Below are 18,152 nucleotides of genomic sequence, written 5' to 3'. Positions count from 1 at the left end.
AAACCATAATCTTATATTTACTTTCTTATGCTTCTGGCGCTTTGCTTTCTTAATCATTAAGCAAATCAATATTTACCAAACTAAACTGTCTTTTCGACTTTTTGAGCATGCTGTGCTTTGCGTATTTACAAAAAGTAGAATGAATTCTTTTTTTAAAGCAATTACATCACCACAATTTTTGCTTTAGCCATCTCTTTTTTTGAGTTAAAAAAAATAAATCATCAGACTTATTACTTTCATTTTGTGTTATTTAACCGATTATTTTACTTTTTAATTGAAAAAAATGATCTAAATGCGTATTTTTAACGTAAATCCTTACGGAAACCTACTTGTATAATTTAACGTAACCCCAAAAAAAATGAAAAATTTAAATCTATTTATTTTACTACTATTTAATTCCGTTTTATTTGCTCAAACGCCTTTTATTAAAGATGATATTGAGTATACAAACGCAGGACAACCTGCTCTTGCAGTCGAAATCAAAGCTTATAAAGGTACAGCAACAGCATTGGCATTACCGAGCTCTGTAACCAATGATGCTAATTCAACAACCTATACTGTAGCATCTATAGGCTTTGGCGCTTTTTTTGGTTCTTCTTTAACAAGTGTTACTATAGCTAACAGCATTACATCTATTGGCAACAATGCTTTTACTAATAGTAAATTAGAAAACATTGACATCCCTGACACCGTAAAATCTGTTGGCGCTTATGCTTTTAGTGATAATTCATTAAAAACCGCAACAATCTCTAATAACTTAACTTCTCTTGAAGATTATGTATTTTCTAATAACGATTTAACGACTATTTCAATACCAAATAGTATAATTTCTATTGGAGGCAATGCGTTTAGTTTTAATACTTTAACAAGTGTAATTATTGGTGATAATGTAGCACTTATTGATAACAATGCTTTTTACAACAATAAAATAGCAGATATTACAATTCCTTCTAGCGTTAACTCTATTGGAGATAACGCATTTATGGGTAACGAGTTAAAAGAAATTACTATTCCGAATAACGTAACTAATATAGGAGAAAACTCTTTTTCCGACAATTATTTAACACACGTTGTTTTAGGAAGCAACCTAACATCTATTGGTAATGAGGCGTTTGCAGATAACTTTATCACAAATGTAGAATCTTACAGCGCTAATCCTCCTACATTACCTACTGATGCCTTTAATGTTAATGCTTCAATAGATTTATTCATTCCTGAAGGAACGACACAAAAATACGAAGATGCTGGTTGGACAGGATTTAAATCTGTTACCGAAGATCCTGCACTAACTTTAAGTATTGCTAGCGCATCTTTAAAAAATGAATTTACTATCATAAATACAACCAACGATATTCGAGTTAACGGCCCAAAAGGAATTAATGTTGAAGAATTATTAGTTTTTAATATTTCGGGAGTCAATGTAAGAACAAGCAAAGAAACATTTATAGAAACGACTACGTTACCTCATGGTGTTTACATTTTACAAATAGTTACTGATAAAGGTAGCGCAGTTAAAAAGTTTTTTAAATAAGACTAAATATCTTAAAAGTAAAAAAACCAATCTTAACTATTAACAGCTTAAGATTGGTTTTTTTTATTATTTTTTCAATAAGCATTGAAAAACATTTTCATTATACGCAAATATCTAAGCAAACAAAATTAAAACAAAGTGGTTTGAGATTCATCATCTAAATCCTCTTCAGAACCATCAACAGTTTCCTCACCATTAACTTCAATATTTGCTGCATGAACTTCTTCAGGAGATTCAAAAGGAATTGGATCTAATACATTAATTTGATTTACCTTCTCTTTCGTTAATTGATTTCCTAAAGCGCTAATACCTTTTATGGCTATAAATTCTTCTAAGTTAACCTCCAAGTTTTCTTTTCGTTCTTTACCTCGCTCTTTAGCAAAAACAATCTCTGCCATAGGTTTCCAATCTGTAGAAACAATTTCTAATAAAGAATTTGGGTGATCGGAAATAAAATGCTCCTCTTTACCTTCTTGCTCTATTAAAAAACGTTTAACGTAATACATTTCTTTTTCTCCATTGAAATACACTGCCGAAATAGGTTTGTTTGGCACCCATTTTTCCATGACAATCATATCATCATCAAAATGCATAGTAACTTCTGGAGTTACCGTTTTAATCACTCCTGATTGATTGATAATTAGAAGCTTATCTTCACCTCTAAATTCACCAATAAGCTCACCTCGACCATCAACATTTAAACGTTGCACGGTATCATCGAACCAAATTTTACGAGGTTTTAACGTAGAAACCCCTTTTTCTTTTAATTCTATGCGTTTTATAGGGTACTTAGTTACTAAATTCCCTTTAGAAGCACGTCCTTTAATTAAGATATCACTAAAATCGATATCCCATTTTAATTTTTTTATACTTCCAGCCTGACGTAATAAAACAGATATCACTTCTGCTTCTCCATTAGGATTCGCAGAAAAATATAATGATGCAGAACCTTTATTTCCGTTAGTTAAATCGTATTCTCTATCTCGCGTTACAGCAGTAACAGCAAAACGTTTGATATACGACGGACCTGCTTTACCATCACGATAGATCATGTTGTAAATAGTACGTTTATCTTTCTTCTTAAAGATATCCACGTGAATAATACCTTTACCTATAAAGGTTTTGGTATCTACTTTTGTTACCATCATGATACCATCTTTAGTAAATACAATAATATCGTCAATATCAGAACAATCGCCAACGTATTCATCACGACGCAAAGAGGTTCCTATAAAACCTTCTTCTCTATTTACAAAGAGTTTTGTGTTTCTAATAACAACTTTAGTAGCATCAACATCATCAAAAGTTCGAATTTCTGTTTTACGCTCACGACCTTCACCATATTCTTTTTTAAGACGGGTGAAATACGCTATAGCGTAATCTATTAAATGCTCTAAATGATGTTTAATTTGTGCAATTTGTTCTTCTAAAGCATCAATTTTTTGTTGAGCTTTATCAATATCAAATTTTGAAATACGTTTAATTCGAATTTCTGTTAAACGTGTAATATCCTCTTCGGTTACAGCACGTTTTAAATGTTTTATGTGAGGTTTAAGTCCATTATCTATGGCGCTAATTACACCTGCCCAAGTTTCCTCTTCCTCAATATCGCGGTAAATTCTGTTTTCAATAAAAATACGTTCTAAAGACGCAAAATGCCATTGCTCTTCAAATTCACCTAAACGAATTTCTAATTCTTGTTTTAAAAGATCTACCGTATTGTCGGTACTTCTTCTAAGCATTTCTGTAACCCCTACAAATAGTGGTTTATTATCTTCAATAACACAACCTAATGGAGAAATTGACGACTCGCAACTTGTAAAAGCATAAAGCGCATCAATAGTTTTATCTGGAGATAATCCAGATGGTAAATGCACCAAAATTTCGACTTCGGCAGCCGTGTTATCTTCAATTTTTTTAACTTTAATTTTACCTTTATCGTTCGCTTTTAATATCGAATCGATTAAAGTGGTGGTTGTAGTACCGAAAGGCAACTCAGTAATTACTAAAGTATTTTTATCTAACTGTGATATTTTAGAACGCACTCTTACTTTTCCACCACGAAGACCGTCGTTATAGTTCGAAAAATCGGCTATACCAGCAGTTGGAAAATCGGGTAAAATGGTAAAACGTTTACCTTGTAAATGCTTAATAGATGCATCTATAAGTTCAATAAAATTGTGTGGTAAAATTTTTGTAGACAAACCTACAGCAATACCTTCGCCACCTTGCGCTAACAATAACGGGAACATTACCGGTAAATTAACCGGTTCCTTTCTTCTTCCATCGTAACTCGCTTGCCACTCGGTAATTTTAGGATTAAAAACAACATCTAAGCCAAACTTAGATATACGTGCCTCGATATAACGTGAAGCTGCCGCACGATCGCCTGTTAGAATATTACCCCAGTTTCCTTGGGTATCAATTAACAAGTCTTTTTGACCAATTTGAACCATAGCATCGGCAATACTAGCATCTCCGTGAGGGTGATACTGCATGGTATGCCCAACAATGTTCGCTACTTTATTGTATCTACCATCATCTAAATCCTTCATGGAATGCATAATCCTACGTTGTACGGGCTTAAAACCGTCTTCAATTGCAGGTACAGCACGCTCCAAAATTACATAAGATGCGTAATCTAAAAACCAATCTTTGTACATACCCGTAACTCGGGTAATGGTTTCTTGGGGTTCTTCTTCTTGGTTGTTAATTAAATCGTCGTTTTCGTCTTCTGCCATTAAAAATGATTACTCTTTTGGTTTACCGCTAAGGGAAACTCTCCCTTTTTGTCTACGTTTATTTAACTTTTCACTTACAAGTGCTGCATGTAAATAATCGTAAGAACGCTTTTTTGTTGTTTTTCTTTCTTTTGTATATAACATCATGATAAAGGTTTTTATTCTTGCTTTCAGATTTCAATCTAAATAAGCTGAAAACAAGATAATTATGTTTTAATTTCAATTTTTCGCTACAAAATTACGAAATATTTAAATTTAAATACATAAAATTCTTTATTTGATAATGTAAATTTGTTATTCGTCGATTAAATCTAACTCTACCTTTAAGTTATCTATAATAAATTCTTGTCGTGTTGGTGTGTTTTTCCCCATATAAAAGGATAATAAATCTTCAATAGACATGTTATCATCTAGCATAATTGGGTCTAAACGAATATCCTCACCGATAAAATGTTTAAACTCATCTGGAGAAATCTCACCTAAACCTTTAAATCGGGTGATTTCTGGTTTTGGTTTCAACTTCTCGATAGCACTACGGCGCTCATCTTCAGAATAACAATAGATTGTTTCTTTCTTATTTCTTACACGAAACAATGGTGTTTGTAATATATAAAGATGACCTTCTTTTATAACTTCTGGAAAAAACTGAAGAAAAAATGTGATTAACAATAACCGAATATGCATACCATCGACATCGGCATCTGTTGCAATTACAACATTGTTATAACGTAAATCTTCTAAGCTTTCTTCTATATTTAATGCGGCTTGCAGTAAATTAAACTCTTCGTTTTCATAAACTATTTTTTTGGTTAATCCGTAACAATTTAAAGGCTTTCCTTTTAGACTAAAAACGGCTTGTGTATTTACATCTCGAGATTTGGTAATACTACCCGATGCAGAATCTCCCTCGGTGATAAATAAGGTACTCTCTAAATTTCTTACGTTTTTAGTATCGCCAAAATGCACACGACAATCGCGTAATTTTTTATTATGAAGACTGGCTTTTTTAGCACGATCTTTAGCCAGTTTACGAATACCCGATAACTCTTTACGTTCACGTTCTGCTTGCAGAATTTTACGTTGAATTTTATCGGCTGTATCTGGGTTTTTATGTAAATAGTTATCTAAATATTTTTTTAGAAAATCATTAATATAAGTTCTAACGGTTGGCAACTCGCCTCCCATATCTGTAGAACCTAATTTAGTTTTTGTCTGACTCTCAAATACCGGTTCCATAACCTTAATGGCAATGGCCGAAACTACAGATTTTCTAACATCTGAAGCATCATAATTTTTACCATAAAATTCACGAATGGTTTTTACCAAAGCTTCACGAAAGGCCGTTAAATGCGTTCCACCCTGCGTGGTATTCTGTCCGTTTACAAAACTATTATATTCTTCACTATACTGCGTTTTACTGTGTGTAAGCGCAACTTCAATATCATCACCACGAAGATGAATGATAGGATATAACAAATCTGATTCGTTTATTTTTTCGGCTAATAAATCTTTTAATCCGTTTTCACTGAAATACTTTTCACCGTTAAAAACTATAGTTAAACCTGGGTTTAGGTACACATAGTTTTTAAGCATTTTAACGATATACTCGTTACGATACTTATATTTTTTGAAGATAATTTCATCAGGAATAAAAGATACTTTGGTTCCTTTACGACGCGATGTTTCTTCTAAGAACTCCTCGTTTGTTAGGTTTCCCTGAGAAAATTCCGCGGAAGCGCTTTTATTATCACGTGTAGATTCTACCCTAAAAAAGGAAGATAAAGCATTAACAGCCTTGGTACCTACTCCATTTAAACCTACCGATTTTTTGAAAGCCTTAGAATCGTATTTCCCACCGGTATTCATTTTGGAAACCACATCGACTACTTTTCCTAAAGGAATTCCACGACCGTAATCGCGAACCGTAACTTTTACACCTTGTATAGAAATTTCAATGGTTTTTCCCGCTCCCATTACAAACTCATCGATAGAGTTATCCAAAACTTCTTTTAGAAGAATATAAACACCATCGTCTGGCGAACTACCATCACCAAGCTTTCCAATATACATACCCGGACGCATTCTAATATGTTCCTTCCAGTCGAGTGAGCGTATATTATCTTCGGTATAGTTAGATTCTTCTGCCATTAAGATTTCGTGATTTTGGGATTTAAAAAGCTAAGATAGCACAAGTAAATAAAAAATAAAATAGCAAGCAAGCAAAGTAATGAACAATAGAGTGTTTTTATTATTTAAACACTGTTTTTAGTCTTTTTTCCTGCTTTTTATCGACATAAACACAATACCGCCAATAACTATTAACGCTCCAAAAAACTGAAGCAAAGTGAGCGACTCGTTTAAAAAGATGGATGCTAATATTATGGTTGAAATTGGACCAATACCAGCCACAATGGCAAAGTTGGACGAACTTATCATTTTTATTGATAACGACACTAAAAATGAAGGAATTACCGTTGCAAAAACAGCTATTAGGAAACCTAGCAAATAAACCTCCCAAGTAAAGCCAAATAAGTCCATTTTACCAATAAATCCATAATGAATAAACACACAAAAACAAGACACCAACATGGCATAAGCGGTAAATTTAATAACACCAAACTTAGGTATTAACCAACCGCTACCCACTAAATACGAGGCATAAGTTATAGCACTCAATAATATAAAGAAACCACCCAAATAAGCATCGATCCCTGAGACGTTCACTTCATCAGAAAAAGCAATAATAATTCCAACATAAGTCAGGCCAATAGCAATGGTTTGTATTTTAGAGATTGTCTGCTTTAAAAAGATGCGGTTTAACAGAATAACGATAGTTGGGTATAAAAATAAAATAATACGCTCTAAGCTCGCCTTTATATACGTTAAACCAACAAAATCGAAATAACTTGCTAAATAATAGCCCACAAAACCAAAGAAAACTACCCAAGCGTAATCTTTGTTCCTAAGAATTGCACCTTCTACTTTATTTCTATAAATAATAACTATTACAACATAAAACGGAAAAGAAAATAGCATACGCAACAGTAAAACACTTATAGCATCGACTTGATATTTATAAGCTAATTTCACCATAACGGCTTTTGAAGAAAAGAGGACAATTCCTAAAACACCAATAGCGATACCCGACCAAAACTTTTTTGTTGTTTGCATAGCACGAATTTAGAATTCTAGTATTGATAATAATTCAAAAAAAGACATAATTACGACGTTCAAATTAGATTTTCTGCAACATATTTAGGTAAAGATATCTCTTTAATTGTTATTTTATTCAATTTTACTTCGAAATTCGTATCAGGGTTTTAGAGCTAATTTGCTTATTAAAGCCTACATACTTAACACCTCCGTTTTCAATTAACAACTTCATCTTTAGGCATAAAAAAACTTCATTCCTAAGATATAGAAATGAAGTTTTTAAAATGTAATCTATTATATGTTATACGTTGAATAAGAAATGCATAACATCACCATCTTTAACAATGTAGTTTTTACCTTCAACACGCATTTTACCTGCTTCTTTTACTTTAGCTTCGCTACCATAACTTGCAAAATCCTCATAACCGATAACTTCAGCACGAATAAATCCTTTTTCAAAATCGGTATGAATTACACCTGCCGCTTGCGGAGCCGTAGCACCTATATCAACCGTCCAAGCACGAACCTCTTTTACACCTGCTGTAAAATAAGTTTGTTGGTTTAATAACTTATAAGCCGAACGAATTAATTTAGCCGCTCCTGCTTCTTCTAAACCAATATCTGCTAAAAACATTTGACGCTCTTCATAATCGTCTAATTCATTAATATCAGCTTCCGTACCAACAGCTAAAACTAAAACTTCTGCGTTTTCATCTTTAACCGTCTCACGCACTAACTCTACATAAGCGTTACCAGAAACAGCAGAACCTTCATCTACGTTACAAACATACATTACTGGCTTATCTGTAATAAATTGCGATGGTTTTACGAATTCAATATCATCTTCTTCAGAAAATTCTAAAGCGCGAACAGATACTCCTGATTCTAACGCGGCTTTAATTTTTAACAAAACAGCTTCCTCTTTTTGAGCGTCTTTATTTCCTGTTTTAGCAGCACGTTTTACTTTATCAAGCTTTTTATCAACCGTTTCTAAATCTTTAAGTTGAAGCTCCATATCGATAGTTTCCTTATCACGAATAGGATTTACATTACCATCGACATGTATAATATTATCGTTATCAAAACAACGTAAAACATGAAGAATAGCATCGGTTTCACGAATATTGGCTAAAAACTGATTTCCTAAACCTTCTCCTTTACTAGCCCCTTTTACTAAACCTGCAATATCAACTATTTCTACAGTTGCGGGTTGTACACGCTCTGGGTTTACTAATTCTTCTAACTTTTCTAAACGTGGATCTGGCACATTTACCACACCAATATTAGGTTCGATTGTACAAAACGGGAAGTTTGCACTTTGCGCTTTTGCATTAGATAAACAATTAAATAAAGTCGATTTCCCTACGTTTGGTAATCCTACGATGCCTGCTTTCATTGAAATATGTATTTTATTATTCCCGTAACGTGGGAACCTATATTTTTCGAGTGCAAATATAGGGTATATTGAGAGTATTTCTATTATTTATTTTCAAAGAGAATGGATTACAAATAATTCAACAAAAACAAACTTTAACAGCATATTCAGCACGTTTTTAAGCGAAAATCAAATGGTTTTAATGTAATTTTAACATATATTAGCTTTAAATAACTCAAAAACAAAATTAATTAAATTATGAAAAAACTTTACACGTTAATACTGTGCTTAGGGAGCTTTATGTTTTCGTATGCACAACAGGTCGTCAAAGGTAATATTTCCGATGCATCGGGAATGCCAATTGCTGGAGTAAACGTTGTGGAAAAAGGAACAACAAATGGTGCTATTTCTGATTTTGATGGAAACTTCAGTATTTCGGCAAATGGTAACTCAACACTAGTTTTTAGCTATGTTGGTTACGATTCCAAAGAAATAGCCGTAAACAACCGCTCAACATTTAATGTAACCCTAGATGATGGCGTTAGCTTAGATGAAGTGATGCTTGTAGGCTCTCGTAGTCCAAAACGAACAGCCATAGATACAGCTGTTCCGGTAGATGTTATTAATGTTGCAGATATTGCTTCTAACACTGGAAAAGTTGAAGTAAACGAAATTTTGCAATATGCAGCGCCTTCTTTCAACGCCAGTAAACAATCGGGTTCTGATGGTGCCGACCACATTGTTCCTGCATCTTTACGTGGTTTAGGTCCTGATCAAACTTTAGTTTTAATTAACGGAAAACGAAGACACCAATCGAGTTTGGTAAATATTTTTGGAACTCGTGGTAGAGGAAATTCTGGAACGGATTTAAACGCTATTCCTGCAAATGCCATTAAACGCATTGAGGTTTTAAGAGATGGTGCTTCGGCACAATACGGATCGGATGCGATTGCTGGTGTAATAAATATTGTATTAAAAGATAATACCGATGGCTTTACTGGTGGTATTACTTACGGCGCGTATAGCACAGCTATTGGTGACGGTTGGGAAGCTGCTACGGGCGAAACCTTAAGTAATGTTGAAGGTGAAAATCGTTTAGATGGTAAAAGTAAAAGTTGGGACGGAGAAACTGTAAAAATTGATGCTAATTACGGTGTATCTTTAAACGATGCCGGTGGTTACATGAATTTTACAACAGAATTTTTATCGAGACAAAACACATTGAGACCAGGTTTTTCTTGGCGTCAAGGATATGGTAGTGCTGGTGTTGATGGTTTTAACTTCATGATTAACTCGGCTTTACCTATTAATGATAATACCGAAATTTATGCTTTTGGTGGTAGAAACTATAGAGATACCGACGCTTATGCTTTTTCTAGAGATAGTTTTGCAAATGGGGATAACAGATCGGTACCTAGCTTATACCCTAACGGATTTACACCTAGAATTACCTCTAACATTACCGATGTTTCGGTTTCGGTTGGTGTAAGACATGAAATGGAAAATGGTTGGAATGTAGATTTCAATAATACCTTCGGAAGAAACTTTTTCCACTACTATATAAAGGACAGTAATAATGCGTCTATGCAAGATTTGTCACCTACAGATTTTGATGCAGGTGGACATTACTTATCTCAAAACACTACAGGTTTAGATTTTAATAAATATTTAGATGATGTTGCTTCTGGATTAAGTTTAGCTTTTGGTTTTGAATATAGAACAGAAAACTTTGGCATTTTTGCAGGTGAAGAAGCATCTTATGGGCTTTATGATGAAAATGGCGTGATAATTACAAACCCAGCTTTACAAACCGTTGCAACAGATTCTAACAACGATGTGTTATCGGGAAGTTCACAAGGTTTCCCTGGTTACAGTCCAGATAACGAAGTAGACAGAAGTAGAACAAATTATGGTATTTATTTTGATACCGAGCTTAATGTTTCCGAAGCTTTTATGCTTGCCGGAGCTTTACGATTTGAACAATACAGTGACTTCGGAAGCACCTTTAACGGAAAATTAGCGAGTAGATTGAAAGTTACTGATAACTTCACTTTAAGAGGTTCTATTTCTACAGGTTTTAGAGCACCATCTTTAGCTCAATTGTATTATAACTTAAAGTTTACCAATATTGTTGCAGGAACTTCAGTACCATCTTTACTATCAGCTAATAATAGTACAGTAACCAAAGCTTTTGGCATTGGGCAATTAAATGAAGAAAAAGCTTTTAACGCAAGTATTGGGTTTACTTATAAAAAAGGTGGCTTTACAGCAACTATTGATGCATACTCTATTTCGGTTGACGATCGTATTATTTTAACAGATAATTTTACAGACCAAACCGTTTTAGGACCTTTAAATGTAGATGCTGCACAATTTTTCGCTAATGGTGTAGATACTAGAACCAACGGTTTAGATATTGTTTTAGGTTACGGAACTAGTGTAGGTGACGAAGGTAAAATTCAAGTAGATTTAATAGGTAATTTAAATGACTTAACCATTAAAGAAATCCATAATGGTGCTCTAAATGAGTTTACATTTTTCGGACCATTTTCTCAAGCTTATTTAAAAGCTGCGGCTCCAGATTATAAATTTGGTTTAAACCTTGGATATACTAACAAGAAATTCAATGCTTCTGTAGCTTTAACTCAATTTAGCGAAGTAACACTTCAAGATTTTCAATGGGTAGATTCTCCTCCAACAACACAAGCTGAAGCAGATGCGCTTTTCCCTGTAGCTACCGATGTTTATGAAGCTGCTTTAATTGTAGATTTAAGCTTAGGTTACCAAATTTCGGATAAACTAAAGTTGAGTATTGGTGCTAATAACTTATTTAACACCTACCCGACTCCACAATTTGATGGATGGACAGATCAAGGTGGTTTAGCCGATTCTGTACAAATGGGATCTGATGGTACATATGCCTTTGCTAGATTAAACTTTAAATTATAAAAAGTATTTTAAATATCTTACATAAAAAAAGCCGAGCAAAATTGCTCGGCTTTTTATGTTTTAAAACCTATCTCGAAAGTTTGATTTTTAATAAAAAACTTTTTTTAATCGTTGATAAATAAAAACAAGTTTCCCGTTTTAAAAGTTATCGAAATATTTTTTTCTACAGCCTTATTGCGAGTACCTATGCGGTCTCCAAAAGCCAAGGTTTCATTATTTAAAGCATATTGCAAACCTAAAGTTACAATACCAGTAGCTTCTGGTAATGGAATTAATGATATCGTTTTATCTAAACAGTTTTTAATTTCTGAAGATTTATCAGCTAAAAAGTAATAGCCATGATTATCAAAAAAAGTTAAATCGAGCTTTGCTTTCCATTGCAGTGCTGTGTGTAGGTTTCCTAAAAAGTGATCCTGCTCCTTCCCACTTGCGCCAAAAACATGAACCGTTTTAAATCCTTTATCAGAAAGGATTTGCAAAACTTTATCAAAATCTGTAAAATCTTGATTTGGCGTATGGATTACTTCAACAGCATCCGGAATAGTTTCAATAGAATCAAAATCGCCACTAATAAAATTAGGAACAATATTATTTGCTTCTAAAAACTTGTAGGCGCCATCTGTTGCACAAACCATTTTATAGTTTTCTAAATCAGGAATAGACTTTGGTTGTTCGCCGTTTAAAAACAAACATACTTTTTCTGTATTCATCTAAACAAAAATAAGAAAGTTATAGGAAACAAAATTCTATATGTTTTCTAAATAAATACAGTATTAAATAAATAGCATAATTATGGTTAATACCACACCAAAAGCTGTAAAATACATGCCTTTTTTAAAGATTTTAGTTTTAGGCATAAACATCCAAAATGATGATATTGCAAAAAAGAAAAGCGACACACCACAAAACACATTCAACCAAAATAAAGGTTCTGCCGATGTGGCTTTGTGTAAATGCGTCATTCTATTCAGCACATATGGCAATTCCTTATTTGTGTATTCAGCTAAACCAGTAGTTTTATTATACTGTCCATTTTTAAACAAAACTAAATCGCCTTCGGTCTTTTCTGCTCTAAATCGTTTTATTTTTAAAGCACGACCAATAGCTTCACCATTTAAATTTGGTTTTATTGTTTTTTCTACTTTGGTCTCACTTTTTAAAAAGTCGGTATTTCTAAAAATTAAAACAATACCACTTAATGAGTAAACAATCATTACTCCGATTAAAAAAAATCCTAAATAACGATGTATTATACGCATCCACTTTTTTGTCATAACTATATTTTTTTGGGGTTTGACTAAACTATCTTTAAAAGGTTTAATGCTGAACAAAAAGAAAAATCGTCAAAAATAATTTCAGACGTTTTTCAATTTAATTTCACATAAAAAAACCTAAGCGCAAACTTAGGGATTTTATTATTTTTATGAAATACGTTTCTATTGAAAAGAAACACCTTTTTGATTTCCGCCATAAACAAAAGGTTGAAAATTATCGTCCATAACTTGGCAATCCACAGTAATTGAAGTACCAACTGCGTTTCCAAAGATACTAGCCACTGCAGAATCTGCGGCATCTCTACCGTTCGCAATTTTCACTAGTCCATTTAAAGCCACTAATTTGGTCGAATCGAATATAATCCAATCACCATCGATATAAGCCTCAAAACACGCATGAAAATCAGGCGGGTTTAATTGATACGCATAACCTGTAAAATATCTTGCCGGAATTGATAAAGCTCTACAAAGTGCAATCCCTAAATGGGCAAAATCTCGGCAAACACCAACACGCTCCGTAACCGTATCTATGGCCGAAGTTTGAGAATCTGTACTACCACTAGTGTATTCAATATTATTGTAAATCCAGTCGGTTATTGCTAAAACTCTCTCGTAAACAGTTGCGTAGTGTCCGAATTCCTTAAAGGAAAACTTCATTAACTTATCAGATTGACAATAACGGCTTGGATATAAAAAGGAAGCGATGTAACTATCTAACTCCACAACAGAAACTAAATTTTCAGAGTTGCTTTCATCTATAATTTTATAACTCATGTCTACAATTGCAGAATATGACATCGAAAAATTACACGGTTCTTGTATTTTTAATCTCATAAATTTAGATCGACCATCATGAGCCGTAAAAACATCATGATTAATAGCAGGATCTATCATTAAGTTTTCTTCTAAAACCGTTTGACTAGATGTATTTAAAGCGTGAATATTAAAAATAAATGTTGTGGGACCATTTACATTATAAGACAAGGAGCTTTTTACATTAAATTTCATACTAAAAGGAGTTTACGTCTAATCTTGAGACTATTTAATTCAAAAATACACCCATTCCGTGCTTAATATGGTCTTTATTAGATTAATAAATATCATAATTGAAGTAAAATTTAACTCAATCGAATTTCTTACGAATTAACAACAAAACACCCTTAATACTTTCCAAATACCTAAAATAGCACTTCTTTTAGCAGAGAAATTCGGTTTCAGTTTATCACAAAAAAAAATCCTAAGCGCTAAGCTCAGGATTCTTCTGTATTTAAAACGTTTTTATTTTCTATCCTTCTGGATGCATAAAACGTTGTTTAGCCAAAAGTTCTTCTTCTGTTTCTACAACATCTTCATCTGGCACACAACAATCTACAGGGCAAACTGCAGCACATTGTGGCTCATCATGGAAACCTTTACACTCTGTACACTTATCTGGTACAATATAGTAAAGCTCATCGCTAATTGGCTCTTGCGCCTCATCAGCGTCTACTTCATGTCCGTTTGTTAAAACAACAGTACCATCTAAACTTGTACCGTCTTTATAGCGCCAGTCATCGGCACCTTCATATATTGCTGTATTTGGGCACTCAGGTTCACAAGCCCCACAATTTATACACTCGTCTGTTATTATAATTGCCATAGTAATTTTTATTTTTAAAATTTAAGAACTCTATTACAGTTTCCTTAAATTTGCAGTTGCAAAAATAAAGCCAAAACTATTCATAACCAAATTAAGAATGAATTTACAAGAAAGAATTAACGCTTTTGTAAAATTAGGAGAATTTTTAAGTCAATTTTCTAACGAAGTGATACAAAAGAAAGATAATATTGAACATAACGATGTGTTTTTCGATGGTTTTAAGCACCAACTAAAACTTGCCGAAGAACATAACGGCTGGTTTACTAAAGAAAACATGGCTTTCGCATTGCAAGGTTGGGCAGATAGTTTAACACCCGAAAAGCTAAACACATGGCTTAATGCTTATCAGTTTAATAGCGTAACACCTAAAAAAGTAGCTATTATTATGGCTGGGAATATTCCTTTAGTTGGGTTTCATGATTTTCTTGCCGTATTAATTTCAGGACATCAGGTTGTTGTAAAACAATCGAGTAACGATAAGCATCTACTACCGTATTTAGCTAAATACTTAGAATTTGTAGAACCTCAGTATAAAGGTAAAATGACCTTTACGGAAGAAAAACTTACCGATTTTGATGCCGTTATTGCTACCGGAAGCGACAATACAGCCCGCTATTTTGAATATTATTTTAAAGGAAAACCTTCTATAATAAGAAATAATAGAAATTCGGTTGCGGTTTTAACCGGAAACGAAACTGAAGATGATTTAAAAAATCTATCGGAAGATATTTTTAGGTATTATGGTCTTGGTTGTAGAAACATATCTAAACTCTATGTACCTAAAGGTTATAAATTTGACGGCTTTTTTCAAGGTATTTACCATTGGCATGATATTGTAAACAAAGCAAAATACGCCAATAATTACGATTATAACAAAGCCGTATATTTAATGAGTGAATTCGATATGTTAGAAAACGGATTCTTTATGATAAAAGAAGATGAAAGTTACGCTTCGCCTATTGCAACCCTATTTTATGAGTATTACGATTCTGAAGCGGCTTTAAATGAAAAATTAGAAGCAGATTCAGGGAAAATACAATGCGTAGTATCCAAAGGATTCGCAAAAAACGAAATCGCATTTGGAGCCACACAAAAACCAGAACTTTGGGATTATGCGGATAGTGTCGATTCTGTTGAATTTTTGTTAGCGATTTGACGAAAAAATTATCGAATTTTTAACACCAATTCAGCAATTAATTAGCAACTTTGTATCTTACATTTTTTGAAAATTTAAATGAAACATCCACATTTTTAAAGTATAACAAAATGTATAATTTGGATGATATTTAAAACCATTAAAAAACCATATAACTTTACAAATGAAAAAACATAACTTTAGTGCAGGACCAAGTATTTTACCTCAAAGTGTATTATTAAAAGCTTCCGAGGCTATAGTTGATTACAATAATACAGGTTTATCTTTAATCGAAATATCACACAGAAGTAAAGAATTTGTTGATATTATGGAAAATGCTAGAGCTTTAGCTTTAGAATTATTAGGTTTAGAAGGTAAAGGTTATAAAGCATTATTTTTACAAGGTGGCGCAAGTACACAGTTTTTAATGGTAGCTATGAATCTTTTAGAAAAAAGAGCAGGTTATTTAAACACTGGAGCTTGGAGTGCCAAAGCTATTAAAGAGGCTAAAAAATTAGATGATATTTACGAAGTAGCATCTTCTGCCGATGCAAATTACAACTATATCCCTAAAGGTTACGATGTTCCTTCGGACTATGATTACTTCCATTGCACATCAAACAATACTATTTTTGGAACACAAATGAAATCGTTTCCAAAAACAAGTGTACCTATGGTTTGCGACATGAGTAGTGATATCTTTTCTCGTGTTATAGATTATTCTCAATTCGATCTTATTTATGCTGGAGCTCAAAAAAACATAGGCCCTGCAGGAACAACTTTAGTTGTTATTAAAGAAGATATTTTAGGGAAAGTATCTCGCGATATTCCATCTATCATGGATTACAAATTACACATCAAAGCGGGTAGTATGTTTAACACGCCTCCTGTATTCCCTGTTTACACAACTATGTTAACCTTAGAATGGTTAAAAGGTTTAGGTGGTGTTGCAGCTATTGCAGAAGAAAACGAAAAGAAATCTCGTTTAATGTATTCTGAAATCGATTTGAATCCATTATTTAAAGGTTTCGCCGCTAAGGACGATCGTTCTATGATGAATGCAACCTTCAACCTTACAAACGATAACTTAAAAGAAACGTTTGAAACTATGTTGAAAGAAGCAGGAATTAGCGCTGTTAATGGTCACCGTAGTGTTGGTGGTTACCGTGCTTCTATGTACAATGCTTTACCTTTAGATAGCGTAAAAGCACTTGTAGAAGTTATGAGTGAATTAGAAGCGAAAGCTTAAAACTCAGCTTTTTGATTTCTGCGTTAGCAGAAATATAATAAAGACAACAACTATAATTAAATAAAAAAATTTCCACTTTCGTGGGAATAAAAAAAAGAATTACAATGAAAGTATTAGCAAACGATGGCGTTTCTCAAAGTGGAATTGATGCCTTAGAAAAAGCAGGTTACGAAGTAATTACAACAACTGTAGCTCAAGAACAATTAATAAACTATATCAACGAAAAAGACATCGCTGTTTTATTAGTACGTAGTGCAACTACAGTACGAAAAGATTTAATCGATGCTTGCCCAGGATTAAAAATTATTGGTCGCGGTGGTGTTGGTATGGACAACATTGATGTAGAGTATGCTCGCGAAAAAGGACTTTCTGTAATTAATACACCAGCTGCTTCTTCTCACTCTGTGGCAGAATTAGTATTTGGTCACTTTTACGGTTTAGCTCGTTTTTTACATAACTCAAACCGCGATATGCCTCTAGAAGGTGATAGCAACTTTAAAGGTTTAAAGAAGGCTTATGCTAAAGGAACTGAGCTTAAAGGAAAAACTTTAGGTGTTTTAGGTTTTGGTCGTATTGGTCAAGCCACTGCAAAAGTAGCTTTAGGTGCTGGTATGAAAGTGGTTGCTTTCGATCCATTTTTAGAAAATGCTAACTTAGAGTTAGATTTCTTTGATGGTCAAAAAGTAAACTTTGATATTAAAACAATTTCTAAAGATGAAGTTTTAAAACAATCTGACTTTGTTACACTTCACGTTCCTGCTCAAGATGATTACGTTATCGACGAGGCTGAATTCAAAATAATGAAAGATGGTGTTATTATTGCTAACGCGGCACGTGGTGGCGTAGTTAACGAAATAGCACTTGTTAAAGCTATTGAAAGTGGAAAAGTAGCAGGAGCTGCATTAGATGTTTTTGAAAAAGAACCTAAACCAGAAATGCAATTACTAATGAATTCTGCGTTATCGCTTACACCGCATATTGGTGCTGCAACTAACCAAGCGCAAGATAGAATTGGTACAGAATTAGCAACTCAAATTATTTCTATTCTTGGATAAGAATTAGTAATAATTAAATTTATAAAAACCCTCTTAACTTTATGTTTTGAG

At 33.3% G+C, this 18,152-nt stretch carries 14 protein-coding genes; 5 read left to right on the top strand and 9 right to left on the bottom strand.

All coding sequences use genetic code 11. The features are described from left to right. Positions 1 to 358: 358 nt before the first annotated feature. Entirely contained in the window at positions 359 to 1,531 is a 1,173-nt protein-coding gene (locus tag GQR98_RS14910) for a leucine-rich repeat domain-containing protein (RefSeq protein WP_159020196.1), read from the top strand. Between the two features lie 128 nt (positions 1,532 to 1,659). On the opposite strand, the gene GQR98_RS14905 is transcribed toward GQR98_RS14910, so the two are convergent. The 5 genes from GQR98_RS14905 to ychF all read right to left on the bottom strand — a co-directional run bounded on the left by GQR98_RS14905 (position 1,660) and on the right by ychF (position 8,821). Continuing rightward, complete coding sequence (locus GQR98_RS14905) at positions 1,660 to 4,272, bottom strand: DNA gyrase/topoisomerase IV subunit A (protein WP_159020195.1); 2,613 nt, start codon at positions 4,270 to 4,272, stop codon at positions 1,660 to 1,662. Between the two features lie 9 nt (positions 4,273 to 4,281). Further along, a complete protein-coding gene (locus GQR98_RS14900) occupies positions 4,282 to 4,419 on the bottom strand; it encodes a hypothetical protein (RefSeq protein ID WP_159020194.1) in 138 nt (45 codons plus the stop codon). A gap of 147 nt (positions 4,420 to 4,566) precedes the next feature. Continuing rightward, on the bottom strand, positions 4,567 to 6,420 hold the full coding sequence (locus GQR98_RS14895; protein WP_159020193.1) for a DNA topoisomerase IV subunit B: 1,854 nt from the start codon (positions 6,418 to 6,420) through the stop codon (positions 4,567 to 4,569). Positions 6,421 to 6,537: 117 nt separating this feature from the next. Further along, positions 6,538 to 7,443, bottom strand: a complete 906-nt coding sequence (locus GQR98_RS14890) for a DMT family transporter (RefSeq protein ID WP_159020192.1) — start codon at positions 7,441 to 7,443, stop codon at positions 6,538 to 6,540. Positions 7,444 to 7,726: 283 nt separating this feature from the next. Next, the gene (ychF, locus tag GQR98_RS14885) at positions 7,727 to 8,821 is read right to left on the bottom strand and encodes a redox-regulated ATPase YchF (protein WP_159020191.1); all 1,095 of its coding nucleotides are present in this window, start codon (positions 8,819 to 8,821) and stop codon (positions 7,727 to 7,729) included. 237 nt (positions 8,822 to 9,058) lie between these two features. Between ychF and GQR98_RS14880 the strand changes: the two genes are divergently transcribed. Further along, a complete protein-coding gene (locus GQR98_RS14880; RefSeq protein ID WP_159020190.1) occupies positions 9,059 to 11,749 on the top strand; it encodes a TonB-dependent receptor in 2,691 nt (896 codons plus the stop codon). Positions 11,750 to 11,853: 104 nt separating this feature from the next. Here GQR98_RS14880 and GQR98_RS14875 read toward each other — a convergent pair whose 3' ends face one another. The 4 genes from GQR98_RS14875 to GQR98_RS14860 all read right to left on the bottom strand — a co-directional run bounded on the left by GQR98_RS14875 (position 11,854) and on the right by GQR98_RS14860 (position 14,662). Next, on the bottom strand, positions 11,854 to 12,459 hold the full coding sequence (locus tag GQR98_RS14875) for a thiamine diphosphokinase (RefSeq protein WP_159020189.1): 606 nt from the start codon (positions 12,457 to 12,459) through the stop codon (positions 11,854 to 11,856). Positions 12,460 to 12,522: 63 nt separating this feature from the next. Continuing rightward, positions 12,523 to 13,023 carry a PepSY domain-containing protein gene (locus GQR98_RS14870; protein ID WP_159020188.1) on the bottom strand — a complete coding sequence of 167 codons (501 nt, stop codon included), beginning with the start codon at positions 13,021 to 13,023 and terminating at the stop codon, positions 12,523 to 12,525. Between the two features lie 162 nt (positions 13,024 to 13,185). Beyond that, a complete protein-coding gene (locus GQR98_RS14865; RefSeq protein ID WP_159020187.1) occupies positions 13,186 to 14,031 on the bottom strand; it encodes a transglutaminase-like domain-containing protein in 846 nt (281 codons plus the stop codon). Between the two features lie 277 nt (positions 14,032 to 14,308). After that, on the bottom strand, positions 14,309 to 14,662 hold the full coding sequence (locus GQR98_RS14860) for a 4Fe-4S dicluster domain-containing protein (RefSeq protein ID WP_159020186.1): 354 nt from the start codon (positions 14,660 to 14,662) through the stop codon (positions 14,309 to 14,311). Positions 14,663 to 14,759: 97 nt separating this feature from the next. Here GQR98_RS14860 and GQR98_RS14855 point away from each other — a divergent pair, with 97 nt between their 5' ends. The 3 genes from GQR98_RS14855 (at position 14,760) to GQR98_RS14845 (ending at position 18,101) form a co-directional block, all read left to right on the top strand. Next, positions 14,760 to 15,818 carry an acyl-CoA reductase gene (locus GQR98_RS14855; RefSeq protein WP_159020185.1) on the top strand — a complete coding sequence of 353 codons (1,059 nt, stop codon included), beginning with the start codon at positions 14,760 to 14,762 and terminating at the stop codon, positions 15,816 to 15,818. 163 nt (positions 15,819 to 15,981) lie between these two features. After that, positions 15,982 to 17,046, top strand: coding sequence for a 3-phosphoserine/phosphohydroxythreonine transaminase (gene serC, locus GQR98_RS14850; RefSeq protein ID WP_159020184.1), 1,065 nt, complete (start codon positions 15,982 to 15,984; stop codon positions 17,044 to 17,046). Positions 17,047 to 17,150: 104 nt separating this feature from the next. Next, positions 17,151 to 18,101 carry a D-2-hydroxyacid dehydrogenase gene (locus GQR98_RS14845; RefSeq protein WP_159020183.1) on the top strand — a complete coding sequence of 317 codons (951 nt, stop codon included), beginning with the start codon at positions 17,151 to 17,153 and terminating at the stop codon, positions 18,099 to 18,101. The last annotated feature ends 51 nt before the right edge of the window (positions 18,102 to 18,152 follow it).

Origin of the sequence: Algibacter sp. L3A6 (assembly GCF_009796825.1) — a bacterium.
Taxonomy (GTDB): domain Bacteria; phylum Bacteroidota; class Bacteroidia; order Flavobacteriales; family Flavobacteriaceae; genus Algibacter.
This window is presented reverse-complemented; position numbering and strand designations above follow the sequence as displayed.

Bases quoted from the DNA above. Each gene is read 5' to 3' on its own strand.
- GQR98_RS14905 (WP_159020195.1), bottom strand. From the start codon at position 4,272: ATGGCAGAAGACGAAAACGACGATTTAATTAACAACCAAGAAGAAGAA.
- GQR98_RS14875 (WP_159020189.1), bottom strand. From the start codon at position 12,459: ATGAATACAGAAAAAGTATGTTTGTTTTTAAACGGCGAACAACCAAAG.
- GQR98_RS14895 (WP_159020193.1), bottom strand. From the start codon at position 6,420: ATGGCAGAAGAATCTAACTATACCGAAGATAATATACGCTCACTCGAC.
- GQR98_RS14900 (WP_159020194.1), bottom strand. From the start codon at position 4,419: ATGATGTTATATACAAAAGAAAGAAAAACAACAAAAAAGCGTTCTTAC.
- GQR98_RS14860 (WP_159020186.1), bottom strand. From the start codon at position 14,662: ATGGCAATTATAATAACAGACGAGTGTATAAATTGTGGGGCTTGTGAA.
- GQR98_RS14880 (WP_159020190.1), top strand. From the start codon at position 9,059: ATGAAAAAACTTTACACGTTAATACTGTGCTTAGGGAGCTTTATGTTT.
- GQR98_RS14845 (WP_159020183.1), top strand. From the start codon at position 17,151: ATGAAAGTATTAGCAAACGATGGCGTTTCTCAAAGTGGAATTGATGCC.
- serC (WP_159020184.1), top strand. From the start codon at position 15,982: ATGAAAAAACATAACTTTAGTGCAGGACCAAGTATTTTACCTCAAAGT.
- GQR98_RS14865 (WP_159020187.1), bottom strand. From the start codon at position 14,031: ATGAAATTTAATGTAAAAAGCTCCTTGTCTTATAATGTAAATGGTCCC.
- GQR98_RS14890 (WP_159020192.1), bottom strand. From the start codon at position 7,443: ATGCAAACAACAAAAAAGTTTTGGTCGGGTATCGCTATTGGTGTTTTA.
- GQR98_RS14910 (WP_159020196.1), top strand. From the start codon at position 359: ATGAAAAATTTAAATCTATTTATTTTACTACTATTTAATTCCGTTTTA.
- ychF (WP_159020191.1), bottom strand. From the start codon at position 8,821: ATGAAAGCAGGCATCGTAGGATTACCAAACGTAGGGAAATCGACTTTA.
- GQR98_RS14855 (WP_159020185.1), top strand. From the start codon at position 14,760: ATGAATTTACAAGAAAGAATTAACGCTTTTGTAAAATTAGGAGAATTT.
- GQR98_RS14870 (WP_159020188.1), bottom strand. From the start codon at position 13,023: ATGACAAAAAAGTGGATGCGTATAATACATCGTTATTTAGGATTTTTT.